Source organism: Streptomyces lacaronensis (genome assembly GCF_047337785.1).
Classification (GTDB): Bacteria; Actinomycetota; Actinomycetes; order Streptomycetales; family Streptomycetaceae; genus Streptomyces; species Streptomyces lycopersici.
On record NZ_JBLHDK010000003.1, the window covers coordinates 11,824,024 to 11,844,428 of the forward strand.

Annotated in this window: 20 protein-coding genes and 6 pseudogenes; 13 read left to right on the forward strand and 13 right to left on the reverse strand. The window is 68.9% G+C overall.

The window, feature by feature from the left end:
- Window positions 1-65: 65 nt before the first annotated feature.
- The 5 genes and pseudogenes from ACMTAK_RS50720 to ACMTAK_RS50740 all read left to right on the forward strand — a co-directional run bounded on the left by ACMTAK_RS50720 (window position 66) and on the right by ACMTAK_RS50740 (window position 3,920).
- A complete protein-coding gene (locus ACMTAK_RS50720; protein WP_413812471.1) occupies window positions 66-587 on the forward strand; it encodes a nuclear transport factor 2 family protein in 522 nt (173 codons plus the stop codon).
- A 367-nt stretch (window positions 588-954) separates the two neighbouring features.
- Window positions 955-2,157: an IS110 family RNA-guided transposase gene (locus ACMTAK_RS50725; protein WP_413807255.1), complete on the forward strand. Its 1,203-nt coding sequence runs from the start codon at window positions 955-957 to the stop codon at window positions 2,155-2,157.
- A gap of 46 nt (window positions 2,158-2,203) precedes the next feature.
- Window positions 2,204-2,723 (forward strand): annotated as a pseudogene (locus ACMTAK_RS50730) (AMP-binding protein); the annotation flags it as partial.
- A gap of 86 nt (window positions 2,724-2,809) precedes the next feature.
- A complete protein-coding gene (locus ACMTAK_RS50735) occupies window positions 2,810-3,094 on the forward strand; it encodes a MerR family transcriptional regulator (protein WP_413812472.1) in 285 nt (94 codons plus the stop codon).
- Between the two features lies 1 nt (window position 3,095).
- On the forward strand, window positions 3,096-3,920 hold the full coding sequence (locus ACMTAK_RS50740) for a helix-turn-helix domain-containing protein (RefSeq protein ID WP_413812473.1): 825 nt from the start codon (window positions 3,096-3,098) through the stop codon (window positions 3,918-3,920).
- A gap of 239 nt (window positions 3,921-4,159) precedes the next feature.
- Here the strand turns inward: ACMTAK_RS50740 and ACMTAK_RS50745 are convergent, their stop codons facing one another.
- Window positions 4,160-5,317: a nuclear transport factor 2 family protein gene (locus tag ACMTAK_RS50745; protein WP_413812474.1), complete on the reverse strand. Its 1,158-nt coding sequence runs from the start codon at window positions 5,315-5,317 to the stop codon at window positions 4,160-4,162.
- Between the two features lie 95 nt (window positions 5,318-5,412).
- Here ACMTAK_RS50745 and ACMTAK_RS50750 point away from each other — a divergent pair, with 95 nt between their 5' ends.
- Window positions 5,413-6,327, forward strand: a complete 915-nt coding sequence (locus tag ACMTAK_RS50750; RefSeq protein WP_413812475.1) for a LysR family transcriptional regulator — start codon at window positions 5,413-5,415, stop codon at window positions 6,325-6,327.
- Window positions 6,328-6,411: 84 nt separating this feature from the next.
- Here the strand turns inward: ACMTAK_RS50750 and ACMTAK_RS50755 are convergent.
- Both ACMTAK_RS50755 and ACMTAK_RS50760 read right to left on the reverse strand, forming a co-directional pair.
- Window positions 6,412-6,729: pseudogene (locus tag ACMTAK_RS50755) on the reverse strand (transposase); the annotation flags it as partial.
- Between the two features lie 623 nt (window positions 6,730-7,352).
- A complete protein-coding gene (locus tag ACMTAK_RS50760; protein WP_413812476.1) occupies window positions 7,353-8,321 on the reverse strand; it encodes an aldo/keto reductase in 969 nt (322 codons plus the stop codon).
- A gap of 66 nt (window positions 8,322-8,387) precedes the next feature.
- Between ACMTAK_RS50760 and pdxR the strand changes: the two genes are divergently transcribed.
- Complete coding sequence (pdxR, locus tag ACMTAK_RS50765) at window positions 8,388-9,815, forward strand: MocR-like pyridoxine biosynthesis transcription factor PdxR (RefSeq protein ID WP_413812477.1); 1,428 nt, start codon at window positions 8,388-8,390, stop codon at window positions 9,813-9,815.
- 292 nt (window positions 9,816-10,107) lie between these two features.
- Here the strand turns inward: pdxR and ACMTAK_RS50770 are convergent.
- Window positions 10,108-10,257, reverse strand: a pseudogene (locus ACMTAK_RS50770) (ATP-binding protein); the annotation flags it as partial.
- Between the two features lie 56 nt (window positions 10,258-10,313).
- On the opposite strand from ACMTAK_RS50770, the gene ACMTAK_RS50775 reads away from it, so the two are divergent.
- Window positions 10,314-10,502, forward strand: coding sequence for a hypothetical protein (locus ACMTAK_RS50775; RefSeq protein ID WP_413812478.1), 189 nt, complete (start codon window positions 10,314-10,316; stop codon window positions 10,500-10,502).
- A gap of 108 nt (window positions 10,503-10,610) precedes the next feature.
- On the opposite strand, the gene ACMTAK_RS50780 is transcribed toward ACMTAK_RS50775, so the two are convergent.
- Both ACMTAK_RS50780 and ACMTAK_RS50785 read right to left on the reverse strand, forming a co-directional pair.
- The gene (locus ACMTAK_RS50780) at window positions 10,611-10,874 is read right to left on the reverse strand and encodes a Pycsar system effector family protein (RefSeq protein ID WP_413813242.1); all 264 of its coding nucleotides are present in this window, start codon (window positions 10,872-10,874) and stop codon (window positions 10,611-10,613) included.
- Window positions 10,820-11,098: a hypothetical protein gene (locus tag ACMTAK_RS50785; protein ID WP_413813296.1), complete on the reverse strand. Its 279-nt coding sequence runs from the start codon at window positions 11,096-11,098 to the stop codon at window positions 10,820-10,822. The genes ACMTAK_RS50780 and ACMTAK_RS50785 overlap by 55 nt, the downstream gene beginning before the upstream one ends.
- A 20-nt stretch (window positions 11,099-11,118) precedes the next feature.
- On the opposite strand from ACMTAK_RS50785, the gene ACMTAK_RS50790 reads away from it, so the two are divergent.
- Entirely contained in the window at window positions 11,119-11,865 is a 747-nt protein-coding gene (locus ACMTAK_RS50790; protein WP_210948568.1) for a phosphotransferase family protein, read from the forward strand.
- 82 nt (window positions 11,866-11,947) lie between these two features.
- Here ACMTAK_RS50790 and ACMTAK_RS50795 read toward each other — a convergent pair.
- From ACMTAK_RS50795 to ACMTAK_RS50810, 4 genes and pseudogenes are all read right to left on the reverse strand, one after another.
- A pseudogene (locus tag ACMTAK_RS50795) lies at window positions 11,948-12,361 on the reverse strand (transposase); the annotation flags it as partial.
- Between the two features lie 41 nt (window positions 12,362-12,402).
- Window positions 12,403-13,240, reverse strand: a pseudogene (locus ACMTAK_RS50800) (IS701 family transposase); the annotation flags it as partial.
- A gap of 101 nt (window positions 13,241-13,341) precedes the next feature.
- On the reverse strand, window positions 13,342-13,944 hold the full coding sequence (locus ACMTAK_RS50805) for an HAD family hydrolase (protein WP_413812479.1): 603 nt from the start codon (window positions 13,942-13,944) through the stop codon (window positions 13,342-13,344).
- A 143-nt stretch (window positions 13,945-14,087) separates the two neighbouring features.
- Window positions 14,088-14,852: pseudogene (locus ACMTAK_RS50810) on the reverse strand (transposase); the annotation flags it as partial.
- Between the two features lie 238 nt (window positions 14,853-15,090).
- On the opposite strand from ACMTAK_RS50810, the gene ACMTAK_RS50815 reads away from it, so the two are divergent.
- Entirely contained in the window at window positions 15,091-16,047 is a 957-nt protein-coding gene (locus ACMTAK_RS50815; protein WP_413812480.1) for a serine hydrolase domain-containing protein, read from the forward strand.
- A 45-nt stretch (window positions 16,048-16,092) separates the two neighbouring features.
- Here ACMTAK_RS50815 and ACMTAK_RS50820 read toward each other — a convergent pair whose 3' ends face one another.
- Entirely contained in the window at window positions 16,093-16,278 is a 186-nt protein-coding gene (locus ACMTAK_RS50820) for a transposase family protein (protein WP_413812481.1), read from the reverse strand.
- A 240-nt stretch (window positions 16,279-16,518) separates the two neighbouring features.
- Window positions 16,519-16,656 carry a hypothetical protein gene (locus ACMTAK_RS50825; RefSeq protein ID WP_413812482.1) on the reverse strand — a complete coding sequence of 46 codons (138 nt, stop codon included), beginning with the start codon at window positions 16,654-16,656 and terminating at the stop codon, window positions 16,519-16,521.
- Between ACMTAK_RS50825 and ACMTAK_RS50830 the strand changes: the two genes are divergently transcribed.
- Window positions 16,649-16,939 carry a hypothetical protein gene (locus ACMTAK_RS50830; protein WP_413812483.1) on the forward strand — a complete coding sequence of 97 codons (291 nt, stop codon included), beginning with the start codon at window positions 16,649-16,651 and terminating at the stop codon, window positions 16,937-16,939. The genes ACMTAK_RS50825 and ACMTAK_RS50830 overlap by 8 nt on opposite strands.
- 219 nt (window positions 16,940-17,158) lie before the next feature.
- On the opposite strand, the gene ACMTAK_RS50835 is transcribed toward ACMTAK_RS50830, so the two are convergent.
- Window positions 17,159-18,100 (reverse strand): hypothetical protein, encoded by a 942-nt coding sequence (locus tag ACMTAK_RS50835; protein ID WP_413812484.1) that lies wholly within the window; start codon window positions 18,098-18,100, stop codon window positions 17,159-17,161.
- Window positions 18,101-18,430: 330 nt separating this feature from the next.
- Here ACMTAK_RS50835 and ACMTAK_RS50840 point away from each other — a divergent pair, with 330 nt between their 5' ends.
- Together ACMTAK_RS50840 and ACMTAK_RS50845 are read left to right on the forward strand one after the other, a co-directional pair.
- A complete protein-coding gene (locus tag ACMTAK_RS50840) occupies window positions 18,431-18,826 on the forward strand; it encodes a helix-turn-helix domain-containing protein (RefSeq protein WP_413813243.1) in 396 nt (131 codons plus the stop codon).
- Window positions 18,827-19,524: 698 nt separating this feature from the next.
- Window positions 19,525-20,361 carry an alpha/beta fold hydrolase gene (locus ACMTAK_RS50845; protein WP_413812485.1) on the forward strand — a complete coding sequence of 279 codons (837 nt, stop codon included), beginning with the start codon at window positions 19,525-19,527 and terminating at the stop codon, window positions 20,359-20,361.
- Window positions 20,362-20,405 lie beyond the last annotated feature (44 nt).

The following is a 20,405-nucleotide window of genomic DNA, read 5'->3' on the forward strand; positions in this document are numbered from 1 at the left end:
CGACTACGGCACCACCGCCACCTGTCCTGCCGCCCCGCAAGATCCCGCACGAAGGAACACATCACATGCAAGACGACCTGGAAGACCGGCTGCGCGTCGTCGAAGACCGGTTGGCGATCTACAATCTGCTCGCCGCGCACCCACTCAGCGCGGACACCGGCGAGCCCGGATTCATCGAATCCATCTACACGCCCGACTTCGTGTTCGACCGTGGCGCCGGGCTGGCAGGCGCACGCGGCCGCGACAACATGGTCACCTTCGTCGGAAGCGACGCGCACCACACCGCCATCGCCGGCGGGCTGGCGCATTTCGGCAACCTGCCGCTCATCGAACTCAACGGCGACACCGCCACGGCCACCTCCTACATCGCCCTCATCACGCCGGACGAAGAGGGCGAAGAACGGGAACTGGCCAACCACGGAAGGTCAACAGGATTCCGCATCCACCGCATCGTCGCCAACCGCTGGTCGCTCGTCCGTGAAGACGGACGATGGGCGATCGCATCCCGGAAGGTCCTGCCCATGGACGGCAGCGGGCCGGCACTGGACATGTTGCGCCAGGCCGCCACCTACTACACCGACCGCTGAAGGGCCCACTGTGTATGAGGACATCTACCGGGTAAGCCAGGACGACCCGGAAGGGTTCTGCTCGACGCGCCACGGAAGCGCTCGACTGGTCGCGGCGTCCCCCCGTTATCTTCTTCGCGGTCCTGCAAGGGGACCGCTGGCCTCCGGGCCCGGCATGACTGTTCCCCCCTGTCGAAGGGATGACCTGGGGGGTGGTGTCACCGGACCCGAGGGGTGCCGTTGGAGACGCTGATGAGAGGTCCGACTACCGCCCGGCCTGGCGCAACGCCAGGCCGCTTGCGGGCGGCAGGTCTGCATAACGTGGATGCGCGCGTACGGCCCCGAAGCCCTGGCCAGCACCGCACGAACCCCGCTTTGGGAGGATGGGTTGGACGACATCGACGACGTGGGCGTCTTCCTCGGCCTGGACGTCGGCAAGAGCGCCCACCACGGGCACGGCCTCACCCCGGCCGGCAAGAAGGTCTTCGACAAGCAGCTGCCCAACAGCGAGCCCAAGCTGCGGGCCGTCTTCGACAAGCTGGCCGCGAAGTTCGGCACCGTGCTGGTGATCGTGGACCAGCCCGCCTCGATCGGAGCCCTGCCCCTGACGGTCGCCCGGGACACCGGCTGCCAGGTCGCCTACCTGCCGGGCCTGTCCATGCGGCGAATCGCCGACCTCTACCCGGGAGAGGCAAAGACCGACGCCAAGGACGCCGCGGTGATCGCGGACGCAGCCCGCACCATGCCGCACACCCTGCGCTCGCTTCAGGTGACCGACGAGATCACCGCCGAACTGACCGTGCTGGTCGGCTTCGACCAGGACCTGGCAGCCGAGGCCACCCGCACCTCCAACCGGATACGCGGCCTGCTCACCCAGTTCCACCCCAGCCTGGAGCGCGTCCTCGGACCCCGCCTGGACCACCATGCTGTGACCTGGCTGCTGGAACGCTACGGATCCCCGTCCGCCCTGCGAAAGGCCGGTCGACGCAGACTGATCGAGGTGATCCGGCCCAAGGCCCCACGCATGGCCCAGCGCCTGATCGACGAAGTCTTCGACGCACTCGACGAGCAGACCGTCACCGTCCCCGGCACGGGCACCCTCGACGTCGTGATCCCCTCGCTGGCCCGCTCGCTCGCCGCCGTTCACGAACAGCGGCAAGCTCTGGAAGCGCAGATTGCGGCCCTCCTGGAGGAGCACCCTCTTTCCCAGGTCCTGACCTCGATGCCGGGGGTCGCGGTCAGGACCGCCGCCACCTTGCTGGTCACCGTCGGCGACGGCACCAGCTTCCCCACCGCCGCCCACCTGGCCTCCTACGCCGGCCTCGCCCCGACAACGAAGTCGTCGGGCACCTCGATCCACGGCGAACACGCGCCCAGAGGCGGCAACCGACAGCTCAAACGGGCCATGTTCCTGTCCGCGTTCGCCGCCCTGCACGATCCCGCCTCCCGTTCCTACTACGACCGGTGCCGGGCCCGAGGAAAGACCCACACACAAGCCCTCCTCCGCCTGGCCCGCCACCGCATCAGCGTGCTGTTCGCCATGCTCCGCGACGGCACCTTCTACGAACCCAGAACCCCCCGCCTCGCTTGACGAAAGACATAGAGGCACCCCCGGGGCATTCGACGACACGAACCCACCGTTCCACCAGTGGTTCCCGGACGGTGAGCTGAACGTCGCCCACAACGCGCTGGACCAGCATGTCACGGCCGGCCGTGGCGCGCAGACGGCACTCGTCTACGACTCACCGGTCACAGGAGTTCAGCGCACCTACACCTACACACAGCTTCGGGACACGGCCGCGCAGTTCGCCGGCGCCCTGCGAGACCTCGGGGTCGGCCTGGGCGACCGGGTGGTGATCTACCTGCCGATGGTGCCCGAGGTCGTGATCGCCATGCTCGCCTGCACGCGCATCGGTGCGGTGCACTCGGTGGTGTTCGGCGGGTTCGCCGCCCACGAACTCGCCATCCGCATCAAGGACGCCGCGCCGAAGGTTCACCGCGTCGGATGTCGGCTGGGTGGCGGGACACTCGTACATCGTCTACGGCCCGCTGCTCGCCGGCGCCACCACCGTCTTGTATGAAGGCAGGCCAGTGGGAACACCCGACGCGGGGCAGTTCTGGCGGGGCGTGGCCGAGCATCGGGTCCGCTCGATGTGGCCGTGAGCCCCTTCATGTGCTGCGGTTGTCATGACTCAAAAGCTAAACTATGGCGTTAACCTGAGTGTCAGCCTTGGAGGCTCGTCGTGCGGATCGGAGAACCCAGCAGGGCCACTGGAGTAAGCGCCCGTTCGCTGCGGTACTACGAGGAACAAGGCCTGCGCCAGAGTCGTCGGCGTGCCAACGCCTACCGGGAGTACCCGGAGGCCGTGCAGCAGGTCGCTTTCATCCAGGACCTCCTCAGCGCGGGCCTGCCCTCGCAGGTCATCCGCGGCATCCTTCCGTGTGCTTGGCAGGCGCAGCCTCAAGGTGACTGCGCTCCGATAGGGTCGACCTCGCCGACCGGACGTTCTTCGGCATGCGGAGGCTGAGATGGATCGGGCACTGCTGGCCGACTTTCTCCGGGCACGTCGGGAGGTGTTGCAACCGGAGGACGTCGGGCTTCCCCGCGGCTCCCGGCGTCGTACCGGTGGGCTGAGGCGTGAGGAGGTGGCCGCGCTGGCTGGTATGTCGGTTGATTACTACAGCCGGATCGAGCAGCAGCGTGGGGCGATGCCGTCCGAGCAGGTGCTCGCCGCGCTCGCCCGGGGGCTGCATCTCAGCCTGAGTGAGCGGGACTACCTCTTCGATCTCGCCGGGCACCCTGTACCGCGGCGGGTCCTGCGCGAGGATCACGTCAGCCCCACCATGATGCGCATCGTGGAGCGGCTTTCGGACACGCCCGCGTTGGTGATGTCCCGGTTCGGTGAGACGCTGCTGCAGACCCGTCCGGCGGTTGCCCTGCTGGGTGATTACACCAGGTTCAGCGGACTGTCCCGCTACCTGGTCTACCGCTGGTTCACCGACCCGGCGCAACGCGATCTCTATCCCGTCGAGGACCACGCCCTGCGGGGCAGGGTCTTCACCGTGGACCTCCGGGCGGCGTACACGGCGGACCCTACGGGCAGGGCCGGCGAGATCGTGGCAGCGCTGCTTGAGATCAGCCCGGAATTCGCCGAGGTCTGGCGGTTGCACGAGGTCGACGTCACCCACCATCTGGACCTCAAGCGCTACCGGCATCCTGAGCTGGGCGAGATGGAGTTGTACTGCCAGCGACTGGTGGACCCCGACCAGGCCCAGGAACTGCTGGTCTTCTCCGCCACGCCCGGCTCACCGAGCCACAAGAAGCTCCAGCTCCTGTCCGCCGTAGACGCTTAGGGCGTGCAGATCTTTAACTCGTGGCTTTTCGCTCGGTGGTTCGTTGGTCTTGCATGAGCGGGTTGGAAGGGCAACGGGCCGTGCTGGCTGCCAAGTTCCGGGCGATTCTGCCGCACCTCGACGAGCGGCAGCGTCGTCTGTTGATAGGGGCGGAGGCCCAGTCTCTCGGCCATGGCGGGATACGGAACACCTGATCCCGACGCGAGGCTGAAACGGGCAAGAAATCGCTTCTCGCTCTCTCATGAGTGCCGGTGATAAGCCTTGTTGGCGATGCGCCAACTGTCGTCGACGCGGACCAGCAGGAAGATGTCGGTGAAGGTGTCCGCGCCGTGCTGGAGCGTCATGGTCGCGGTAGCGATGGTGCCGTGGACGTCGACGGTGTCGATCCGGCGAGAGCGGGTCGGTTCGTCCGGGGCCGAGTGGCCGTGGAAGAGAGCACAGTATTCGTCCAGAGGCCACGAGACGAAGGCGCCGCCCCGGATTCCCTCGATGTGGGCGGTGGGCAGGAACGCGTCGCGGAAGTGGGTGGGCTCGCCGGTGGCATGTCCGCGAATGTAGGCGCGGAGCGGTTCGAGAACGGCGTCCGATACGGCGGGGACCGTGGCGGCAATGGCGATGTCGGCCTCGGGAGCGGCAGGGGTGTCAGCCAGACCCACGGCGCTGCGCAGAGGCGTGTTCGACGTGTCGGCCAGCAGAGTCATGTCCTTGGCCAGCGCACCGATCGTGAAGTCGGCGGTGCCGGCGGGCGACTCACCGTCGAGGAAGGGGCGTTTGCGGGCCACGAGCCCGCCGAGCTGGCCGAGTTCGAGGACGTCCAGCGCCTGGGTGCGCTGCAAGCCGAGGGCGTCGGCTTGCCGCAGTGAGTCGCGCAGTGCGAGGACGGCGCCGGCGAGGCTGTTGTTGGCGATCAGCTTGAGCACGGCGGCGGTGGAGGCGTCGTCGACGCGCCGCACGGTGCCGAGCGTTTCCAGAACCGGTTGGGCTCGATCGAGCGCGTCTTGGTCGGCGGCGGCGAGAATCCGCAGGGCGCCCGCGGCGGCAGCCGGCACCGTGCCGAGCACGGGCGCGTGGACGTAGGACGGGCCGAGTTGCCGGGCCAGATTCGACGCTTCGGCAGGGGCGATGGTGCTGGTGTTCAGCACCATCGTGTCCGGTCGCAGCGAGTCACGGACGTCGTCGAGGAGCTGCTGGCAGGCCGGGCCGTCGAACAAGGCCAGGAGCACGAGATCAGCCTTTGCCACTGCCTCGTTCGGATCGCCGGTCGTCTTGACGGCGCCTGATGTACGCCCTGAGCGTGTCCAGCCCACGACGTCCCAGCCCTGGGCAGTGAGTCGGGTCGCGATCGCGCCACCCATGCGCCCCAAGCCGAGGACGGCGATCGTGTGCGGTGTGGTCATGCCCGCCACATTGGCGCACCGAGAAGGCTGCGACAAGCGCATATTGTGCAGGCCAGGCATGCGGGAGACGCATGCCGGCTGTGCATACTGGCGCCATGGAACTGACGGTGTGGCGCACCTTCGTGACCGTGTGCCGACTCGGGTCGCTGTCGGCGGCGGCCGCCGAGCTCAATCACACGCAGTCGGCCGTCTCGCGGCAGATCGCGGGGCTGGAGCGGCAACTTGGCGTGCCTCTGGTGGAACGCCATGCGCGGGGTGTGCGTCCGACGCCTGCCGGCGAGGTGTTCCGGCACCACGCGGTGGCCACGCTCAACGAGGCGGACCGCGCTGTTCGTGCCGTACGAGACGTTCGTGACGGGACGTTCAATCGGCCGCTGACTGTTGGCGCGACACCGTCTCTGGCCGCAGGGATCGTTCCCGAGGCCATCCGGGGGCTGCTCGAGCGAACCGGATCCATCCGGTGGAACCTGCTGCCGGGCCTGAGCGCGCAACTGCACAACCGCGTGATCGCCGGCGATCTCGACATCGCTGTTGTCACCGATGCACCGCCAGGGCTGCCCCATGGCTCCCGGGTCGAACGCCGGTACCTCGGTCTGGACGACATGGTCGTCGCACTGCCCGTCGGCCATCCGCAGGCCGGGCCCGGCCCGGTGCACATGCAGACGCTGGCCGACCAGACCTGGGTCGAGGACAACGAGGGCTCGGCGGCGCTTCTGCGCCAGCACGCCGCCCGCGCCGGGGTGAGCGCCCGCATCGACCTCACCGCAGCCGATCTGGTCGGCAAGCTGGCCCTGGTCGCAACCGGTCACGCCATCGCGCTGATACCCGGCGTGCTGACGGGCGCCCTGCGGACCGGCGTCACCACCATGCCCCTCGTCGATCCTCCGACCCGCGGCATCTACGCAATCACACCACGCCGTGACCCCCACCCCTCCGCGGCGCCCCTGCTCGACCAGCTCGCCACAGCCTTCGCCTCGGTCAGTCCTACCCGTTTCCAAGCCCCGTTCTGAGTAGCTTTGCGTCCTACGCCGGGCTGATGTCCGAGGGCACCGGACGAGCCGGGGAGAGAAACCGGCCCGGCGGCCGTGCTGCTTCCAGGTGAGGCGGCGGCGCAGGTCGGCGAGGTGGTGCTGGGTGAGCTGGACGATGTGGAAGCAGTCCACGATGACAGCTGCGTGCGGCAGTGCGCGGTGGATGGCGGCGCGGAAGGTGGAGCACAGGTCGATGGCGACGTAGCGCACCTTCTCGCGCCAGGTGGCGGGCTGGGAGGTCAGCCAGTCGGTGACCGACCTCGCGTCGCGGCCTTCGACCTGCCCGAACAGGCCGCTTCCGCCCACCGCGTCGACGAATCCGATGTGCCAGGCGTCCGCGGCCAGCTCCCACTTCCCGGTGTCAGGGTTCTGCTTCCACACCGGTTTGCCGGCCGGGTCTCATCGATCCCGATCGCCCAGGTCTCGGGCAGGGCCTTCGCGGCGTACTCCTCCAGGCAGCGCTCCACGATCGCCCAGGACAGGCCCAGATCGCGGCCGGCCCGCACCACGGTGCGCCCGCCGTCACACACCGCGGCCCCCGCCGCCTCGCGCAGAACGGTCGTGGTGCGCATCCGTGCGGGCACCGCGTGGATCGCCTCGGTGAACGAGCCTCGCTCACAGGCAGGTTCGGTGCAGTACCAGCGTGCCTTGCGCCACCGGATTTCTCACGGGACGCCCGCCGCAGGGCAGGTGTCCCGGCCGGGTGGTGCGTAGCCCTTCAGCCGGGTGGCGAAACACCCCACAGGAGGGACCGGCGCGGGCACCGTCCTCGGCGGTGACCACATACACCACCGAACCGCCCTCCCCGTCATCCCTCACCTGCGTCACACTCACCCCCCAGCCCCAGCAGTTGTGTCGCTGCGGTGTTGATCCCCGTATCAATGCTCAGGCCCGTGGGCTTTCAGGCTCTGTCGCCGAACTTGTGGTCCTCGATGCCTTTTCAAGGGGACTGGGTGCCGTCCGAGCTTTGCCTCGTCAATGCCGGACGGCGGGGTCCCGCGAGGTCATGAGGCGTTGTCGAGGCGGTGCCGCAGCTCGTCGTCCAGCTCCAGGTCCAGGGCGCCGAGGCACTCGTCCAGCTGATTCACCGAACTGACGCCCAGCACCGGCAGCACCGGCGGGTCGCCGCGCATCAGCCAGGCGAGGACCACTTGGTTCCGCGTTATGCCCAGCTCGTTCGCCACGTCAGCCAGCACCGCCAGCCGACGCCTGCTGCCCTCGTGGTCGTACTGCTCGGGCAGGGGTCGGTCGGGGCGAGTGTACGCGCCGGACAGCAGCACCGAGTAGCTGAGCACTGTCAGGTTGGGCTCTTCGCGCGCGTAGTCGAGCAGTTCGTCGCTGATGTGCGGGTTCACACCGAACTCGGCGCCCGGCCGCGGCCGCAGGTAGGTGTGGCGCTGCTGGACACACGTGAAGCCGGGCAGCCCCGCGGTCCTGGCGATCTCACGGGCCTTGGCGATGCGCCAGGCGGCGTGGTTGCTGCACCCGGTAACCCGAACCAGGCCGTCGGTCACCAACGACGCGAAGGTGGCCACGGTGTCTTCCAACGGTGTGCGACGGTCCTCAATGTGGGCGAAGTAGACGTCGAGATGGTCGGTGCCCAGGCGGCGCATGCTGGCCTCGGCTTGGGCCCGGACCACCTTGTGGGACAGCCCTTCCGCGTGCTGCGGCCAGGGAGCGCCCAGCGGGTCGGGCAGCGCTCCCACCTTGGTGGCCAGCACGACCCGGTCCCTGGCCCGCCGGGACGCCAGCCACCGGCCCAACAGCTCCTCGCTCTCCGCACCGGTGCCGCCAGGCACCCAGAACGCGTAGGTGTTGGCGGTGTCGATGAACGTGCCGCCGAGGTCGGTGAACCGGTCGAGGATGGCGAACGCCCGCCGTTCGTCGACCGTCGTGCCGAAGTGCATGGTGCCCAGGCACAGCGCACTCACGCTGAGCCCCGACCCGCCGTCGGACAAGATCCGCTGTTCCACGTGAACCTCCTGTGATGATCGCGGATGACGCTAACGGCGATTGGCTCGGCATTACGATCCATTCACATGGAAGAATCCCGAACCAATCTCGCGTGGGGCGTGCTGCTCGACCTCCCAGGGGCGGGCGCGAAGCACGAGCGGCTGACCCGCGCGCTGCGGGTGGCGGTCCGCTCCGGGCGGCTGCCCGCGGGCAGTGCGCTGCCTCCGAGCCGCACCCTGGCCGCCGACCTGGGCTGTTCCCGCTGGGTCGTCACGCAGGCGTACACGCAGCTGGTCGCTGAGGGGTACCTGGACGCGCGGGTCGGGTCGGCCACCAGGGTGCGCTGGACTCCCGACACAGTGCCCGCGCCGTCGGACGCCGACCGACCGCCGGAACCACAGACCCGGTTCGATCTGACCCCGGGGCTGCCGGACCTGCGGGCCTTCCCGCGCGCCCGGTGGGGCGAGGCGGTCCGCGACCAGGCACGCCGGGCGCCGTTCTCCGACCTGGGTTTCCCTCCGCCGGGCGGACACCCCGAGCTTCGCCGGGTCCTGACCGACCACCTGCACCGCTCCCGGGGCGTCGTGGTGGACACCGACGACATCGTGGTCTCCACGGGCGTCACCGACGGCGCCGCCCGCCTGTTCCGGGCCTTGCGGGTGGAGGGGATCACCCGCGTGGCCGTCGAGGATCCTGGTTGGACGCGGCTGCACCACGTGGCCCGCGAGGCCGGGCTGACCGTCGTGCCGGTCCCGGTGGACGAGCAGGGCCTGCGGGTGGCCGAGTTGGACCGCGATCCAACGGTCCGGGTGGTGCTCACCACGCCGGCCCACCAGTTTCCGACCGGCGTCACGCTCAGCGCGGAGCGGCGCGCCGCGCTCGTGGAGTGGGTGCGGCGGATCGACGGGGTGGTGCTGGAGGACGACTACGACGCCGAGTTCCGCTACGACCACCGCCCGCTGGGCGCGGTCCAGGGGATGTGCCCGCAGCGAGTGGTGCTGCTCGGTTCGGTCAGCAAGACGCTGTCACCGGCCCTCGGCATCGGTTGGGTGGTCGCGCCGCCGCAGTGGCGCCGGGTGCTGCAGGCGAGCGGCACCGTCCGGTCCGGCCCGCCGGTGCTGGACCAACTGGCGTTCGCCCGCCTGGTCCGGACCGGTGGCTATGACCGGCACCTGCGGTCGGTGCGACAGCGCTACCGGACCCGGCGGGCCGCCCTGCTCGACGCGCTGCGCACCCGGCTGCCGACATGCCAGGTCACCGGGTCGGCCGCCGGTCTTCACATGGTGGCCCACCTCGGGGACGGCGTCGACGCGGCCGACGTCGTCACGGCCGCGGCCGCCCGTGGGCTTCGGCTGGTCGACCTGGGGACCTACCGAGTGGACCACCGGGAACCGGCCGACTGCCTCGTCCTGGGCTACGGCAACCTCGCCGACGGCGCGGTCGACGACGCGGTGGTCGTGCTCGCCGCATCGGTGGCCGATCAGAGAGCGCACGACAGCGGATCACCCCGGTAGTCGATGGCATTCGGACCTGGCGGCCACGCAGTCCCGTTCCGCGCCCGCGTGGCATCTCAGTACCTCATCACCGCGCCGTGACTCACGTCCTGGCCTCCACAGGGCAGGGCACGCCGAGACCGGCCCGATCAACCTGGCCTGTCACGATGTGCGGTTCGTGGCGATGGGGTCGAGCCTGAAGACGGCCGTCTTGTCGACATGACGCTGGATCAAATCGAGTGGTGCTTTCCGGCTCGAACAGCAGATGCGGCGCCGGGCACGTTCAGCTCAACACGCTGGACTTGACAGAGAAGTCGTCGCTGACCACGCCGCGCAGACGATGGAGCGAGAGGACCTGGGAGGCCGGCCAGGTGCGGGCCGGCGTCGACTTGCCCGCGCCGGAGGCGCCGATCAGCAAGATCAGCCCGTTGTCGGGCAGGTCCGGGTACAGCGGCGAGGTCATGCGGGTTCTCCTTCGGGGTACAGGACGCGGGTGGCCCAGTAGAGGCGGACAGGGACGTGGTCGGTCAGCAGGGCGGCCGCGTCGTGCAGCGGGCCGGAGGCGTCGCCGTCGCTGTCCGTGTCGCGGCGTTCGGCGGTTCGGGCGGAGACGGTGAGCAGCTGCGCGACGCCGGCGAGGACTCCGTCGTGTGGGTCGTCTTCGCGGTGAAGCTCGCGCAGGATCTGGGCGAGCTCCTGGGGGGGTGATGTCGTCGGCGAGTTCGTCCTCGATCTGCTGCAGGGCGAGGCGGACGATTCCGGCGGAGGCGCGGACCCGGTCCAGACGGGTGCGGGTTGTGGTCATCGCGGCCGCCGTCACAGCGTGGCGCCGGCGGCGGCGAGTGCAAGCAGCGCCAGGGCGGCGAGGCTGAGGTGCACCGCGTGGCGCAGGCGCGTGAACTTGGCGACGGCGATCGTCGACAGGACACGGATGCGGGCCGGGCGGTTGTCGCCGTCCATGCAGGCGCGGATCTCGTGTTCGTCGATTCGCGCCGAGTACGGGAAGGACGCCTTGTCGGAGCCGCTCAGGTTGGGCCGGACGACCAGGAGCAGGAGTACGGCGGCGGCGCCCAGGGCGATGACGGCCGCAGCGCCGAGACCTTGGTCGCGGGCGGCGGGTCCTTGTCGGCGACGGACGCGAGCCCGGCGAGCACGGTGCCGTTGAAGGCGAGCAGTAAGGATTCCTGACAAAAGTGGTGGGCTTGACCTGGCCACAGGTCGGTGTCGTGCACGAGGCCGCTGGGTAGCGGGACGCGGTCAGCCGCGTAATCGCACGCGATAAACCCGGCGACGTCGGCGAACATCCCCGGGATACTGGTCGCCCATGGATGAGGTCAAAGTCGTCGTCGCCCATTCCGAGCGGGCGACTCTGCGCGTCGGCGATGTGTTCCTGAAGGTGGACGCCGATCAGGCGCGTATCGACGTCGAGGTGGAGGCGATGGCCCTGGCGCCGGTTCCCACCCCGAAGGTCCTGTGGCGCAAGCCGCCCGTGCTCACGATCGCCGCGGTCCCGGGGGCGGCGCTCGGCCGGCTCGGCGAGCCGTCGACCGCGTCCCCGGCGGCGTGGGCCGCGGCGGGTGCCGCCATCCGGAAGGTGCACGACGCACCGCTGCCGCCCTGGCCCGGCCGCGCCGGCCGGGGCCTCGACGAGTTGGCGGCGGAACTCGACGACGAGTGCGAGTGGCTCGTGACGAACGGCGTCCTGCCCGCCGATCTGGTCACTCGCAACCGTCAGGTCGCCGAGGCCGCGCTGCGGCCGTGGTCTCCGGTGTTCACGCACGGCGACCTGCAGATCGCTCACGTCTTCGTCGACGGCGACGAGGTCACGGGCATCATCGACTGGTCCGAGGCGGGCCAGGGCGATGCCCTGTACGACCTCGCCACCTTCACGCTCGGACACGAGGAGCACCTCGGCGACGTCGTCGCCGGCTATGGCACCGACGTCGACCTCGACGTGATCCGCGCATGGTGGTCGTTGCGTAGCCTGCTGGGGGTTCGCTGGCTGCTCGAGCACGGCTTCGACCCGTCCGCGCCGGGCTGTGAGGTCGACGTGCTGAGATCCCGCCTGTGAGGCTGCGCGGGCCCGACTGCCACGTATGCGTGTCGACACATCGAGCAGGCCATCCCCTGGGGCGCATCGCCTGCCCTTACCCTCAACAAAGTGCGGTGCGTCGCAGTCGTCGCCAGCAGATGACGGCGCAGCCGAGGGTGACGAACGCGTGGTGGATGTCGTCGCGCATCTCCCAGCGGATGCGCAGGCGGCGAAACCAGTGCAGCAGAGCGATCGCTCCTCCCACGACCCAGCGGTACACGCCCAGGCCGGAGCCATGCCTGGTGCCGCGCCGTGCGAGGTGCGGGGTGATCTGGAACCGGCGGATCTTGTCCCGGTAGGCCTCGTGGTCATGGCCGCGGTCGGCGTACAGGTGCTCGGGGCGGCGCAGTGGCTGGCCGCCCTTGCCGCGGATCGATGGGACGGCCTGGATCAGCGGGATCAGTTGGGTGACGTCGTTGCGGTTGCCGCCGGTGGTGATTGCCGCGAGCGGGATGCCGTGCGCCTCGACGATCAGACATCCGATGGGGTTAGTACTCCAGCTGTAGATCGCGATCTTCATGCCTGAGCGGCTTGTCGCTGATAGTGGCTGGCTTGGGATCGGGCCTGGTGGCGGCGTCGCCAGTTGGACCGTGTGTTCGTCGGCGCGGACGACGGTGAGGAAGACGTGGGCGAGCATCGAGAGGGTGACCCAGCGGTGCCAGGACGGCCAGCGCCTGACCTGGTGTTCGTCCAGCCCGGCCAGGCCCTTGCCGGACTGGAAGGTCTCCTCGACCGTCCATCTGCGTCCGGCGACCCGCATCAGGGTGGCTGGCGGGACCCGGACCGGCGAGTAACAGCGGTAGAAGGCGAGTTCGCCGGTGCGCCGGTTGCGGCGGACGAGCAGCTGGTGGTGACCGGGCCGGTCGTCGGCGAGATTGGCCAGGGCCCAGTCGTAGAAGCGGTGCCCCTTGGCTCCAGCCCCGGCGGACAGCTTTTGCCAGGCCCGTTTCGGCAGCTTCCTGGCCAGGGCGTCGGCTCGGAACTTGCCCGCACGGGTGGTGATCTGATGGTCGCAGGCGATCGCAAGGACGTAGCCGACCTGCCGATTCTCCAGCTCGGTCCTCAGGTGCGGGTTGCCTCCGTAGACCTCGTCGCGAGCCACCCAGGACGCGAGGACTCCGGCGTCCAGGGCGCGGCCGATCATGCGGGCGGCGAGGGCGGGTTTCGTGGCGAAGGCGCCGCTGTCGGGGATCCCGGCGGCCCGGCAGCGGGCTGTGTCCTCGGTCCAGGAACGTGGGAGATACAGCTCCCGGTCGATCGCTGCGTGCCCGAGAGGGGTGGAGTAGGCGAGGTAGACGGCGACCCGGGAGTTCTCGATGCGTCCGGCGGTGCCGGACCTGCGGCCACCGACTGATCTTCTGTCTTCACACACCGATGATCACCGGTGGCCGCACCCGCTCCGGAACCGGCAGCACTCCGCCCTACGGCGCGCCGCCTGACATGGCAGCGCGCGCCTCACTGTGCCAGGACCTTGTCCAGCGCAGGGCGAAGCCCCGCAGCACCGCTGAACTGGATCGCGGTGATCCCCAGCTCCTGAGCGGCCGCAACGTTTGCAGGCTTGTCGTCGATGAACACGGCCTCACTCGCGACACTGCCCATCACGTCGAGCGCCTGGTTGAACACCACCGCACTGGGTTTGGTGGCCCCGAACCTGCACGAAAAAAGCAGGGCATCGAAGCGGGACGCGACCTGGGGCAGCTCCTCCGGCAGCGCGTCCAAGAGCAGATGGTCGTTGTCGGTGAGTAGGGCCGTTCGCAGCGGGCGCACACCATCCACCAGGTCCAGCACCTGCGGATCCGGCTCGAAGGCGCGGCACCAGACCTCCCGGAGCTCCGCGAGATTCCCTGGGTAGCCCAGCCTCTCCCGCACCACACGGTGGATCTCCACGGGCGAGCCGAGGCCACGATCCCACCCCTCGATGAGTCCGGATGCGTAGAGCACGCCCTCCACCTGCTCCGCACTCACCCCGCATGCCTCACCAAGCGCCGCAAGTCTCCGCTGCGGAAGGAACCGGCAGACCACGCCCCCAAGATCGAAGAAGATCACCTTTGGCTGCATGCGCTGACGATAACCGCAGCCATCCTCCATCCAAAGCGGGCCGCCTCGACCGCAAGCCTGCCTACCGCCGCTCAGGGATATCCCGTAAATGATCTCTGACGCGGTCGAAGCGTTGGGCGACTGCGGGTGGTCGGGGGCGCCTGTCCCGCGAGGTTGAGGTTGTGCGGGCGGGCTATCCCGCGCATAGCGTGGTGGACGCCGTCGCCCCTGAGCCGGCAGTCGCGGAGGATCTTCCAGCCCATACGGGCGAAGACATGCTCGACGCGGGCCCGGAGGCGTCTATGGGAGGTGTTGTGCTCCTGCTTCCACTCGGCCAGTTCGTCGTCCTTGCTCCGGCGGTAGTGCGGGATGACCAGGCCGGTGCCCCTGTAGCCGCCGTCGGCGATCGTTGTGGTGGCTCCCACGGCCTCCTTCGCGCCGGATTCGCTCCAGGCCCGGCAGTCGTTGCGGTTGCCGGGCAACGGCTGGCCGATCACGACCACCAGGCGAGTGTCGGCGTCGATGACGACCTGGTGATTGGTCGAATACCGATGGTTCTTCGACTGCTCGGCGACGCTGTGATCGCGGGTGGGAACCAAGGTGCCGTCGACGATGAGCACAGTGTCCTTACGGAACCGTTTGCGAGGCTTCAGTGCCAGCAGCGGGCCGAGGTGATCGATGATGCGGTCCGCCGCTGACTTCGACACCCTGAACAATGGAGCCAGTTGGCGAATGGTCAAGTTGGTGCGCCAGTACGCCGTCACCAACAGCACCCGGTCCTCCAACGACAGGCCACAGGGCCGTCCCCGCCGCGGCGAGTCGGCGCCGTCGCGCCGCAGCACGCTCACCAGCTTGCCGAAGGCGCGAGGGCTCAGCCCGGTGAACGGGGCTATCCAGGAGGGCTCCGACGCCGTGATCACATCAGCCACCTCAAGATCATCCCACGGCGACCCGCCAGTTCAGTGCGTCGGTGACAGTCGGGAGCTCGTGGGGTAGGAGCACCCGGACGGTCCGCAGACGCATACGAGGGCGGGGTTGATGGAAAACGTAGGGCAGTGTCTGGACGGGGGCGGGGATGCCGACGACCCGTGGTCGGGGGTGGATGCCGCCCGGCTGGCACGTGCCGCGAAGGAACAGGCTGAGCGAACGGTACCGGGTATCCAGGACATGAGGTCCTACCTGACCTCCCAGGTTGGCGATGTCTCACATCGGGAGGTTCTGGGCCCCCTGCTCGACGGGCACGGGGCGAGCGGTGTCGTCGCGCGGCGCGGCGTGGTACTCGCCTCCTGGGGCGACCCAGAGCGGACGGAGATGGCCTTCAGCGCCACCAAGAGCGTGCTGTCCCTGGTGGCCGGGCTGGCCTTCGACGACGGACTGCTCCGGCTGGACGAACCCGTGTGCCGTTCGGTCGACCTGCCGCAGTTCGGCGGCGCACACGCGCGGAAGATCACCTGGCGGCATCTGCTGGACCAGTCCAGCCAGTGGGAGGGCGAGCTGTGGTCCAAGCCGACCTGGGTCGACGCCCAGAGCACCCGTGAGGGAACGGAGTCAGCCGGCGGACCGCCCGGAGCGGGCTGGGCCTACAACGATGTCCGAGTGAACCTGACGGCCCTCGCGCTCACCGTCCTGCTCCGTCGGCCCCTGCCGGAGGCGCTGCGCGAGCGGATCATGGAGCCGATCGGGGCCTCGTCCGGGTGGTCCTGGCACGGTTACGCCGACTCCGCGGTCGAGATCGACGGCCGCCGCATCGCCGTAGTGTCCGGCGGCGCACACTGGGGCGGCGGACTGTGGATCAATGCTCTCGACCTGGCCCGGATCGGGCAACTCTGCCTGCGGAACGGGCAATGGGGCGGGCGCCGGCTGCTGTCCGCCGCGTGGATCGAGGAGATGTGGCGGCCCTGCCCGGTCAAGCCCAACTACGGGCTCTCCTGGTGGTTGAACGACCACCGCACGGTATGGCCCAAGGCCCCGTCCACCGGGCGCTGCGCCCGAGGAAATGGCGGCGGCCACCTGCTATGGGTCGACCCGGCACGGGACCTGGTGGTGAGCTCGCGTTGGGGAGCGGGTGTTGCGTCGCTTCTCGCTGAAGTGTCCGCTGCGATTGAGCTAATGCCGTCAGCCTGAACACGTCCCTGGCAGCTCCGCCATGCATCTCACTCCCCTCGGAGATCATTTACGGGACATCCCTTCTTTTCGGGCGATCTTCTTCAGTGCCCGGTCCAGTCGTGGAGCCCTGGCGGCCAGCAGTTCGATGGCCTCCGGCACCCAGCGGCGCACCGTGGAGGCGGAGACGTGGTGGCCGCCGGCCAGGTCGGCAAGGCGCTGGTCGTGCCGCAGGTGGGGGAGGACGATCACGGCGATCTGCCCGCAGTTCAGCTTCCTCCAGCGGGAGCGGATCTTCTTCCGGTGGGCCGCGGAGAAGGCCTGCGACCAGGTTCACGGTGGCGTTCGACAGGGGAAGGCGGCACTGGTGGACAACACCGGAAGGGCCCTCGGCCGGCTGGGATTGCTTCTTCACGCCAAGCCCCAACTTCCGCCGAGAGCCTGTGCGTTGTGCCCATAACCGGACAGTTCGCCCACGCTGGCGGACGCGGATCACCGTGGCAGGTAGCGCCCGGACCCGGTGCGCACCAGCCAGCCACGTTCGGCGAGTTTGCGCAGCTGACCGCGGACCGGCTCCACTCTGGCCGGTGTGTTCTCCCTGCCCAGCGCCGCCGCTACGTCCTTGGCCACCACCGGCCCGGTGCGGCCCGATCGTCATGAGCCTTTGGTAGGCCTCCGGCAGCGCCTCGACCCCCATGCCCTCGGTGCGGTGCGGCACCAGCAGCATCCCTCCGGCTCCCGGCGCGGCCGGAGCAGACGCACCGCCACCACCGGTGGCCTCCTCCAACGCCTGCTCCCAGGCGTCCTGGCCGGGATGGCCGGCCTCCCGGTCGGCCAGGTACTGCCGGATGACGACCTCGGCCGCCTCCAGCCGGGCCACCTCCGCCTCGGTCTCGGCCAGGTCCTTGCGTAACTGCTCGACCCGCTCCTCCAGCACCACCCGACGCTCCATCACCCACACCAGCACATCGGCCACCCCGAACTCCCCTCCCGGGGCCGCATCCAGCCGTTCTTCCGGAGCGTAAGGGAGCGACTACCAGCCGCGTCAGCGATTCCGAGCAGTCCGCACCCCGTCTGACGGACGATCGGGCGCTGCAGAGCAGGTGCTGCCAGGGGCAGGGGGCCTGGCGCTTCAACTACGTTGGTACCTGGCCGCCATCGTGTGGAATACCTTCTTCGGTTCCCAGCGGGTCTCGTCGAGCATCCGGACAACGCCATAGGAGCCAAGACCTTGCTCCCCGGGCCTGCTGTAACCGGCGAAGGTGAACCAGAGCGCGGTGTCCAGGCCTTCCTCCTCGAAGATGTCCAGCAGTTCGGTGAAGTAGCGCACCTGCTCTTCCTCGTCCGATACCGCGCCGTGCGGCACCTGCCAGGCCATGCCGCCGCGCTCTCCCGCGTCCTGGTACGCGCAGGTTCCGTACTCGGTCACCGCGACGGGCTTGCCGTGGGCGAGGTGCCCACGCAGCTCGTCCCGGAAGCTGTCGGCGTTGTAGGCGGCCCGGTAGGCATCGATGCCGACCAGGTCGAATGGACGCCAGTCGACGAACTCCCAGGGGGCGGAGGCGTACGTGATGCGCCCACCGAAGTGCGTGCGGACCCTCGCGGCGACCTGAACGAGGAAGTCGTTGAGGCGCTTCTGTACCGGACCGAGGGAGGACCACCACTCCATGTCGGCGGCAGCCATGGCCCGCAGGCGGTCGCCGTAGGTATCGCCCGGGATGAAACCGCCACAGAACGCGCTGATCTCGCAGCCGGCAACGAACACCACATCGGCGCCGGCCTCCCGTACGGCTTCGGCCCGACGGGCGCAGTCGGCGAAGAACGGGAGCAACTGATCGGGAGGAAGGTCCACGGGAAATGGGGCGAACCAGACCTCAAGGCCGGCAGCTGCAGCGTGTCGCGCCGCGATACTCAGCCGCTCAGGCTCTCGCCCGGAGATACGAACGGCGTCACAGTGGAGATCCCCGGAGATCACCGCCATGTCGCGCTGGACCATCTCAGGGGTGAAGCTCTTGCGGGAAAGTTCCTCCCCGGGGAGGAACCCGGTGTCGTAGTTGATGCCCCGTGCACGCACGTCAGTGTCCCTTCACATAACCGTTGCCGTGTTCCAGTCAAGTCAAGGGCGCGCTCGGTGTCCTTGGCCAGAGGGGAACGGCTACCGACCCTGATCTTCTGTCGACTACTGGGCTGCTTGCTCTTGCCGGGCCGGTCGACCGCCGCGAACAATGCCGAGATCCTCGTGCTTCGTCATGAGGTCGCTGTGCTTCGCCGGCAGATCGAGCGGCCGCGGCTCTCATGGGCTGATCGTGCCGTGTTCTCCGCTCTCGCACGGCACCTGCCATCCGCCTTGCGCCGCTATCGGCTGCTCACACCGGGCACGCTGCTGACCGGGCACCGGCGTCTGGTGCGCTGGAAGTGGCGCCAGACGGCGGTCGGACCCGGTCGGCCACCGTTACCGGAAGAGATAGTCGCGCTCATCCAGCGCTTGGCGCGAGAGAACCCGACCTGGGGGTACGTCAGGATCCAAGGTGAGCTGTGGCGGCTCGGTCATCGGGTCGCGGCCGCCACGATCCGGCGCGTCCTGCGCCGCTCCGGTCTACCGCCGGGCACCCGACGACGCCCCGAACGTTATCCCCCTGCCCGCTGTCACGGTCAGGCGCCGCCAAGTACTTGGCGGACTGCTCAACGAGTACCACACCCTGTCGCCCCGACTGCCTCACCATCCACAGGAAACGCTCAGCTCAGCAGTCTGATCGGAATATTGACACCCTTCAGGACGTCGCGGCTTCGGTGTCGGTGAGGCCAATGCCTCCGCACCAACCGGCGGTGCACTCCGTACCTGCGCGCGAGTGCCCGGGTCGACAACCCCTCCCGCCACGAGTCGCGACGGATCCGGAGAAAGATCTCTTCCTTGGTCAAGGACACCTGAAGTCCCCCCAACACCGCGGACCACAGCGAGCGTCCCACCGCACGAGGTAAGCCGGGGCCACAACAACCCGTCACATACCTCGAATACCACCGTGAAAATGGGGTCCGATCCTCCAGTCCGTGGAAGGCCATGCCGAGACACTGCCCGAAGGTCAACAGCAGGCCCCGCACCGTGATGGACCGCGGCAGACAGCGATCCAGCAGTTGCCGTGCCGCCGGTAGCGGCTGCCTCGTACTGAGAAACTCCGTTAGGCGGGAGCCACGCAAGACGTCCAGCCGGGCGAAGAGCTGCAGGCACGAACAGACAGTAGGGACAAACAGTGAAGCGCATTGCCTGTGAGTGCCCGAGCCCTTGTCCGTCCGCGCTTCCGTAATCTGCGCCATCAGGCAACAACCAGTGCACTGCGAGACAACAGGGGCAGGGCATCCGCCCTAGCGTGAACGGCGTTCCGTCGCGCACGCCTGCGGACCGGCCGCCGACGGCCCGGTCTTCCCGTACGACGCGTTCTTCCGCACCGAAGCGGGGCGTGGCCGCGCGCACCAGTCATCCCGGAAACGAGGTAGCAACCCATGCCGTACATCACCGTGGGCCAGGAGAACTCCACCGCCATCGACCTCTATTACGAGGACCACGGAACCGGGCAGCCGGTCGTCCTCATCCACGGCTTCCCGCTCGACGGCCACTCCTGGGAGCGGCAGAGTGCCGTGCTGCTCGACGCCGGCTACCGAGTGATCACCTACGACCGGCGCGGCTTCGGTCAGTCCAGCCAGCCGACGACCGGCTACGACTATGACACCTTCGCGGCCGACCTGAACACTGTGATGGAGACCCTCGACCTGCGTGACGCCGTCCTCGTCGGGTTCTCGATGGGTACCGGTGAGGTCGCCCGGTACGTGGCCGCCTTCGGCTCTGCCCGAGTGGCCAAGGTCGCCTTCCTGTCCTCGCTGGAGCCCTGCCTGCTCAAGAGCGACGACAACCCGGACGGGGTAGCCCCGAAGGAGTTCTTCGACGGCGTCGTCGCGGCGGTCAAGGCGGACCGTTACGCGTACTACACCGCCTTCTACAAGGACTTCTACAACCTCGACGAGAACCTCGGCACCAGGATCAGCGAGGAGGCGGTACGCAATAGCTGGAACGTCTCGGCCGGCGGTGGCTTCTTCGCCGCCGCCGCCGCGCCGTCGACCTGGTACACCGACTTCCGTGCCGACATCCCGGCCATTGACGTACCGGCCTTGATCCTGCATGGCACGGGCGATCGCATCCTGCCCGTCGAGGGGACCGCGCGGCCGTTCCACAAGGCGCTCCCGTCCGCCGACTACGTGGAGATCGAGGGCGCCCCGCACGGCCTGCTGTGGACCCACGCGGAGGAGGTCAACGCGGCGCTTCTCACCTTCCTGGGAAAGTGACCGAACGGGAGCCGGGTCGCCTTCGAAGGCGACCCGGCTCCCGC

Coding starts and splice junctions, on each gene's coding strand:
- ACMTAK_RS50720 (WP_413812471.1), top strand. CDS start 66: ATGCAAGACGACCTGGAAGACCGGCTGCGCGTCGTCGAAGACCGGTTG.
- ACMTAK_RS50740 (WP_413812473.1), top strand. CDS start 3,096: ATGGATCGGGCACTGCTGGCCGACTTTCTCCGGGCACGTCGGGAGGTG.
- ACMTAK_RS50745 (WP_413812474.1), bottom strand. CDS start 5,317: ATGACCACACCGCACACGATCGCCGTCCTCGGCTTGGGGCGCATGGGT.
- ACMTAK_RS50750 (WP_413812475.1), top strand. CDS start 5,413: ATGGAACTGACGGTGTGGCGCACCTTCGTGACCGTGTGCCGACTCGGG.
- pdxR (WP_413812477.1), top strand. CDS start 8,388: ATGGAAGAATCCCGAACCAATCTCGCGTGGGGCGTGCTGCTCGACCTC.
- ACMTAK_RS50785 (WP_413813296.1), bottom strand. CDS start 11,098: ATGTTCGCCGACGTCGCCGGGTTTATCGCGTGCGATTACGCGGCTGAC.
- ACMTAK_RS50790 (WP_210948568.1), top strand. CDS start 11,119: ATGGATGAGGTCAAAGTCGTCGTCGCCCATTCCGAGCGGGCGACTCTG.
- ACMTAK_RS50805 (WP_413812479.1), bottom strand. CDS start 13,944: ATGCAGCCAAAGGTGATCTTCTTCGATCTTGGGGGCGTGGTCTGCCGG.
- ACMTAK_RS50815 (WP_413812480.1), top strand. CDS start 15,091: ATGAGGTCCTACCTGACCTCCCAGGTTGGCGATGTCTCACATCGGGAG.
- ACMTAK_RS50845 (WP_413812485.1), top strand. CDS start 19,525: ATGCCGTACATCACCGTGGGCCAGGAGAACTCCACCGCCATCGACCTC.